This window comes from Bradyrhizobium sp. PRIMUS42 (assembly GCF_023006515.1).
In the GTDB taxonomy this organism is placed as follows: domain Bacteria; phylum Pseudomonadota; class Alphaproteobacteria; order Rhizobiales; family Xanthobacteraceae; genus Bradyrhizobium.
Map to the genome: position 1 here is coordinate 1 of NZ_JALBGZ010000334.1, position 6,806 is coordinate 6,806.

Annotated in this window: 5 protein-coding genes; 3 read left to right on the top strand and 2 right to left on the bottom strand. The window is 62.3% G+C overall.

Going from position 1 to position 6,806, the window contains the following annotated elements:
* On the bottom strand, positions 1 to 1,042 hold a 1,042-nt coding region (locus tag MOV75_RS22475; RefSeq protein WP_247006638.1), incomplete at its 3' end, for a D-alanyl-D-alanine carboxypeptidase family protein.
* A 388-nt stretch (positions 1,043 to 1,430) separates the two neighbouring features.
* Between MOV75_RS22475 and MOV75_RS22480 the strand changes: the two genes are divergently transcribed.
* On the top strand, positions 1,431 to 1,769 hold the full coding sequence (locus MOV75_RS22480; protein ID WP_246929305.1) for a phasin family protein: 339 nt from the start codon (positions 1,431 to 1,433) through the stop codon (positions 1,767 to 1,769).
* A 72-nt stretch (positions 1,770 to 1,841) separates the two neighbouring features.
* On the opposite strand, the gene MOV75_RS22485 is transcribed toward MOV75_RS22480, so the two are convergent.
* Positions 1,842 to 3,188 (bottom strand): pilus assembly protein, encoded by a 1,347-nt coding sequence (locus MOV75_RS22485; protein ID WP_246929307.1) that lies wholly within the window; start codon positions 3,186 to 3,188, stop codon positions 1,842 to 1,844.
* A 481-nt stretch (positions 3,189 to 3,669) separates the two neighbouring features.
* On the opposite strand from MOV75_RS22485, the gene clpS reads away from it, so the two are divergent.
* Together clpS and clpA are read left to right on the top strand one after the other, a co-directional pair.
* Complete coding sequence (clpS, locus tag MOV75_RS22490) at positions 3,670 to 4,002, top strand: ATP-dependent Clp protease adapter ClpS (RefSeq protein ID WP_026202494.1); 333 nt, start codon at positions 3,670 to 3,672, stop codon at positions 4,000 to 4,002.
* Between the two features lie 282 nt (positions 4,003 to 4,284).
* Positions 4,285 to 6,693, top strand: a complete 2,409-nt coding sequence (gene clpA, locus MOV75_RS22495) for an ATP-dependent Clp protease ATP-binding subunit ClpA (protein WP_246929309.1) — start codon at positions 4,285 to 4,287, stop codon at positions 6,691 to 6,693.
* The last annotated feature ends 113 nt before the right edge of the window (positions 6,694 to 6,806 follow it).

Consider the following 6,806-nt stretch of genomic DNA (forward strand, 5'->3'; position numbering starts at 1 on the left):
CCAGACGCGACGGGGCGGCTTCGGGAGCAGGAGCGGCTGCGGCCTGAACCGGCGCAGCGGGGCGTACCGGAGTATCCGATGCGTCGGCGACCTCGACATTGGCATCAGCGCCGCTACGCTCGCTGACCGCGACAACGGTGTGGGCGGTCGCACCCTTCTCGAGATTCTCGGCGAGCAGGTTGCGCATGATGGCATCGCGCGAGCCGCCGCTGCGGCCGCCGAGCACGACGCCGATCAGGTGGCGGTTGCCGCGGCGCATCGAGCTGACGAGGTTGAAGCCGGAGGCGCGGGTATAGCCGGTCTTGATGCCGTCCACGCCCTCGACGCTGCCGAGCAGGTGATTGTGATTGCGGATCGACTGTCCACGCCAGTTGAACGTGGAGGTCGCGAAATAACGATAGTAGCGCGGGAAGCGCTCCTGGATGGCGCGCCCGAGCGTGGCCTGGTCGCGTGCGGTCGTGACCTGCTCGTCGTTGGGAAGGCCGTTGGCGTTGCGGTACACCGTCTTGGACATGCCGAGCGCGCGGGCCTTGCGCGTCATCATCTGGGCGAAGTCGTCCTCGTCGCCGGCGATTGCTTCCGCGATGACCACCGCGGCGTCGTTGGCGGAGCGGGTGACGAGACCCTTGATGGCATCCTCGACACGGATGGTCTGGCCGGCACGCAGGTTCAGCTTGGTCGGATCCTGATCCGCGGCATGCTTGGACACCGGCATCTCGGTGTCGAGTTTCATCTTCCCGGACTCAAGGCGCTCGAACAGCAGGTAGAGCGTCATGATCTTGGTCAGCGAGGCGGGGTGGCGGATCCCGTCGGGGCTCGTTGCCTGCAGCACCGCGCCGGAATTGCCGTCGACGATGATGGACGCGAATTTCGGGCTGGAGCTCTCGGACACATCGCGCTGCACCCGGTGGTGCGCGTAGTGGCGGCGATGGCGCCGCGCCTCGGCGGCATCGGTGGTGAAGATGACCGCGGTGGTGACCGTAAGAAGCCCGAAAACGCCAACCCGCGCCAAGCGCGAGGAAGACAAGTTTTTACGAAGCATGGAACCCCGTCCCCGTTTCTGACTTGATCACCGGCTCGTGAGGCGAAATTGTGCCCAATGGACCCGGGATCATTACCTGCTCAGGCTGTCCCTCCGCTGGTGTTCGCCGCGGAGGACGTTTGGCCTGAGCCGCTATTCTGGCTAAGGTGATGTTCTCAAACGGCTTTCGACCGCTTGCGGAAGTTGAACACGTCCAGGAAATCAGGGTAGGGGGCCGGGGTTTCCAAAAGCTTAAGGAACTATTGCGGGAAACCCCGGGAATCTCCGCGATTTGCATTCAATTTTGTGCGTCGCACAAAATTCTTGACTTTTTTGTGCGTTGCACTAATTGTGGGCAGAGTCAGGGAGCCGGGGCTTCCCGACGAGAGCCAGGGAAAAGGATTCCGAAATGTTCAAGGTTGAAGACTTTCAGAACTACGGGAAAGAGCACTTCGAGCAGTACGTCGCTTCCGCGACCTCGGTGCAGCACGGCCTCCAGGCGATCGCCAGCGCCTATGGCGACTATACGAAGAAGTCGTTCGAAGACACCAAGTCCTTCGTCGAGAAGCTTTCCGGCGTGAAGTCGCTGGACAAGGCCATGGAAGCGCAGACCGATTTCGCCCGTTCCGCCTACGAGACCTTCGTTGCGGAATCGCAGAAGATCGCCGGCCTCTACGGCGACCTCGCCAAGCAGGCGTTCAAGCCGGTCGAGACCATCGTGTCGAAGTTCACCCCGGCCGCCCAGTAACTTTTTCAGGACATCCTGGAATCGAAAAGCCCGGCTGAACCAGCCGGGCTTTTTTTGCATACGGTCGGTCCGTCAGCGTGCCACGCGCAGCCTCGACAGCGAGGTGCCGATGTCCTTGAACACGGAGACGGTCTGGCTGGCCGACGTGACCAGATAGAACTTGTCGGCGCTGCTGGCGCAATATTGCAGCACGCTCGAGGTCGGATCGCTGCCGGTGTTCACCTGCACCGTGTAAATGGTGATGTTCTCGGCCTTGGCGTTGTCGCACAGCTTTTTCTGTCGCGTGTCGATCTGCGAAGCATTGCTGTACCAGCGGTTCTGCGTGTTCAGACCGTCGGAGAGCAGAACGATCGCGTCCTTGTAGGTGTAGTTCGCATCCTTGGCCGGCGCGTTCATGGGATTGCCGGTCGACAACGTCATCCAGCCCCAGGCCAGGCCGATGCCCTGGTTGGTATTGCCGGTCGGCTTCATGGCATCGATGCGGTTCTTGAGCGCGCTCCAATCGTAGCTCAGCGGCATGATCGGTTGCAGATAGGACGAGCTGCCGGAGTTGCAGTAGGAATATTGCTCGGCCGGGAAGAGCGTCCCCACATTGCCGCTCGTCGGCATGGTGTTCTTGGTGTCGTAGTCCTGGTCGCGATCGACCACGCAGCCGGTCCAGGTGTTGTGGTTGGCCGGCGTCCACTTCCAATTGTTGCAGTTCCAGTTGTTGCCTGCGCTGCAAGTCCAGCTGCCATTGGCGGCATCCCATTCGCTGAAATCGATCCAGTCCTTGTTGTAGTTGCTGGCGCCGACGTTGACGTCCTTGGCGAACGGAACGATCGAGATGTAGACGTCGCCATCGGCCTTCGCGAGCGTGCTGAGCTGGTCGACGAGGTTCTTCGCGGCGGTCTGCATCGCCGGCATCTTGCCGTCCTGGGCCATGGAGCCGGTGTTGTCGAGCACCAGGGCCACGCGCATGCGGACGTTGCCCCAAGCGCTGGTGGACGTGGTGCCGATGCCGAGCGTCGGAAAGCCGGCGATCTTCATGAAGCTGGTCGTGTAGGTGCCAGTTCCGGTGAGCTGGATCGTGGAGCCCATGCTGGTGCTCGCGGTATAGGTGGCGGCGACGCTGACCGATGGCAGGGTGGCGGTGCCGGTAAACAGCGCGTTGAAATAGGCTTGCGCCTTCGTGCTGATTTGCGACGTGGTGATGGTCCCGGACGACAGATCCTTGGAGAGCATCAGGGCGGCGGAGTCGAGGGCCGCCTGCATGGAAGTACGGGCCTGAACAGCGCGGCTATAGTCCACCGCGGCACCGACCAAGCTCAGGACCGGGACCAGCGCGATGGCGAAGATCATGGCGATATTGCCTTGTTCGGCTGCCGCGAAGCGGGCGAGCTGTCGACCGATCAGGCTGACAAGCGGCGAGCGAAACATGACGATCCCCGAAATCCGTGTTTTGCCCGATTTCGCGCCACGCCATTGAATGCTTGGTAAATTGCACCGTAGAAGTCCGGGGGAGCCCGGGCGAAACGTCGCAATCGTGTTAAATGACCGGGTTCCTGGTCAAAATGTTCTAACGGGCGCCGCGGAAATTTTTGTCAAATCGGTCCGGGTTGATTAACCTTTGCTGGATCGCCCGGATGGGAATCGGGACTGCCGCAACCGCATTGGCCGGATTTTTGCGCGCTTGCGGCGAGCCGGGGGCAGGCCCATATTGCTGGCGAACGATCCGGCTTGGACCGGATTTGTCGGGAGCGGCGGTCCAACAAGGCGGCGCGCCTGCGCCAGGCTCCGACGGGCGGGGTCGCGCGGTGACCGCCATTCGCTTCCATGGGGAAATTTGAACGCCTGAGCCATGCCGCAATTGACTTCAAGACTCGACCTGTCCGCGCCAGCCGCTCCCTACGCTCCTCGCTTGAGCAATGACGAGAACCGTTCGGGTAATCCCTCGGGTCCGAACACTTCGGTCATCACCAAGGTCAAACCCAAGACCAAACGGCCGAACCTCTACCGGGTGCTGATCCTGAACGACGATTACACGCCGATGGAATTCGTCGTCCACGTGCTGGAGAAGTTCTTCAACAAGGACATCGAGGCCGCGACCAAGATCATGCTGCACGTCCATCATCATGGCATCGGGGAGTGCGGCGTGTTCACCTACGAGATCGCCGAGACCAAGGTGACGCAGGTGATGGATTTCGCCCGCAAGCACCAGCACCCGCTGCAATGCGTGATGGAAAAGAAGTAATCGCGCGTCCGGGTTCTTTAGAGTGGTTCTGTTCGCGTGGTGTGTGATGTCAGCACGAGCCGCTGCATGATCCGGCGGGCATCGGCGCCAGCGTCAACCTGCCCAATTGGGTAGTTCTGCCCAAATCGGAACGGGTTTTGCATCGCAAATGTCGCGGTGTGTCGCCGCCCGAGTCGCGGAACCGGTCTTTCGCCGCGATCTTGTATAACTATATGTGACAAAGGTTGTTGTTGCCTGACCGGGCGATGGCGATCATGATGGTGGGGGCCATAGAGGACGCGAATGCCGACTTTTTCCCAAAGCCTTGAACAATCCCTGCATCGTGCACTGGCGATCGCAAACGAGCGTCATCACCAATACGCGACGCTCGAGCATCTCTTGCTCTCCTTGATCGACGACTCCGATGCAGCCGCCGTCATGCGCGCCTGTAGCGTCGATCTCGACAAGCTCCGCACGAGCCTGGTTAATTATCTTGAGACCGAATTCGAGAACCTGGTGACGGATGGCGCCGACGACGCCAAGCCGACCGCCGGCTTCCAGCGCGTGATCCAGCGCGCGGTGATCCACGTGCAATCCTCCGGTCGTGAAGAGGTGACCGGTGCCAACGTGCTGATCGCGATCTTCGCCGAGCGCGAGAGCCACGCCGCGTACTTCCTGCAGGAGCAGGACATGACGCGGTATGACGCGGTCAACTACATCAGCCATGGCATCGCCAAGCGGCCGGGCGTCTCCGAGGCGCGGCCGGTGCGCGGCGTCGACGAGGAGACCGAGGCCAAGGGCAACGAGGACGCCAAGAAGAAGGGCGAGGCGCTCGAGACCTATTGCGTCAACCTCAACAAGAAGGCGCGCGACGGCAAGATCGATCCGGTGATCGGACGCAATTCCGAAATCAACCGTGCGATCCAGGTGCTGTGCCGCCGGCAGAAGAACAATCCGTTGTTCGTCGGCGAAGCCGGCGTCGGCAAGACCGCGATCGCGGAGGGCCTCGCCAAGCGCATTGTCGACAGCGAAGTGCCGGAGGTTCTGGCGGCCGCCACGGTGTTCTCGCTCGACATGGGCACGCTGCTCGCGGGCACGCGCTATCGCGGCGACTTCGAAGAGCGCCTGAAGCAGGTGCTGAAGGAGCTCGAAGCGCATCCCAATGCCATCCTGTTCATCGACGAAATCCACACCGTGATCGGTGCGGGCGCGACGTCGGGCGGGGCGATGGATGCCTCGAACCTGCTCAAGCCCGCGCTTGCCTCGGGCACCATCCGCTGCATGGGCTCGACCACCTACAAGGAATACCGCCAGCATTTCGAGAAGGACCGCGCGCTGGTGCGGCGCTTCCAGAAGATCGACATCAACGAGCCGACGGTCGAGGACGCCATCGCGATCCTCAAGGGCCTCAAGCCGTACTTCGAGGACTACCACCGTCTGAAGTACACCAATGAGGCGATCGAGGCCGCGGTTCAGCTGTCCTCGCGCTACATCCACGACCGCAAGCTGCCGGACAAGGCGATCGACGTGATCGACGAATCCGGTGCGGCGCAGATGCTGGTCGCCGAGAACAAGCGCAAGAAGACCATCGGCATCAAGGAGATCGAGACCACGATCGCCTCGATGGCGCGGATCCCGCCGAAGAGCGTGTCGAAGGACGATGCCGAGGTGCTCAAGCATCTCGAGCAGACGCTGAAGCGCACCGTGTTCGGCCAGGACAAGGCGATCGAATCGCTCGCCGCCTCGATCAAGCTGGCGCGTGCCGGCCTGCGCGAGCCGGAGAAGCCGATCGGCTGCTACCTGTTCTCGGGCCCGACCGGCGTCGGCAAGACCGAGGTCGCAAAGCAGCTTGCGGCAAGCCTCGGCGTCGAGCTGCTGCGCTTCGACATGTCCGAATACATGGAGCGGCATACCGTATCGCGCCTGATCGGCGCGCCTCCCGGCTATGTCGGCTTCGACCAGGGCGGCCTGCTCACCGACGGCGTCGACCAGCATCCGCACTGCGTGGTGCTGCTCGACGAAATCGAGAAGGCGCATCCCGACCTCTACAACGTGCTGCTCCAGATCATGGATCACGGCCGGCTCACCGACCACAACGGCAAGCAGGTCAATTTCCGCAACGTGATCCTGATCATGACCACGAACGCGGGTGCATCCGATCTCGCCAAGCAGGCGTTCGGCTTCACGCGCTCCAAGCGGGAAGGTGACGACCACGAAGCGATCAACCGGCAGTTCGCGCCGGAATTCCGCAACCGCCTCGATGCCGTCGTCTCGTTCGGCCATCTCAGCGTCGAGGTGATCGGCACGGTCGTGGAGAAGTTCGTGCTGCAGCTCGAGGCGCAGCTCGGCGATCGCGACGTCACCATCGAGCTGTCCGAGCCGGCCAAGGCTTGGCTGGTCCAGCATGGCTACGACGAGCAGATGGGCGCGCGTCCCATGGCCCGCGTGATCCAGGAGCACATCAAGAAGCCGTTGGCTGACGAGGTGCTGTTCGGCAAGCTCAAGGGCGGCGGCCATGTCCGCGTCGTTCTGGTCAAGGACGAGGCCGACGAGACCAAGGACAAGATCGGCTTCGAGTTCGTCGAGGGGCCGGTTACTCCGAAGCAGGAGAAGCTGCCGGGCGCCCGCAAGCGTCCGCCGGGCAAGCCCAAGCCGGGTGGCCCCGGCGGCTCCAAGGGGCCGACCTCCAAGGGTCCGCTGGTCAAGGCTTGATCTGGGCTAAATGAAATCGAAAAGGCCGGCTGCAAAGCCGGCCTTTTTGTTTTCGGGCTCGGTGTGAGCTTTACGTCCCGGCCTCTGGCGCTGCAGCTGGCGGCCGCGGCTTT

Coding starts and splice junctions, on each gene's coding strand:
- MOV75_RS22480 (WP_246929305.1), top strand. CDS start 1,431: ATGTTCAAGGTTGAAGACTTTCAGAACTACGGGAAAGAGCACTTCGAG.
- MOV75_RS22485 (WP_246929307.1), bottom strand. CDS start 3,188: ATGTTTCGCTCGCCGCTTGTCAGCCTGATCGGTCGACAGCTCGCCCGC.
- clpA (WP_246929309.1), top strand. CDS start 4,285: ATGCCGACTTTTTCCCAAAGCCTTGAACAATCCCTGCATCGTGCACTG.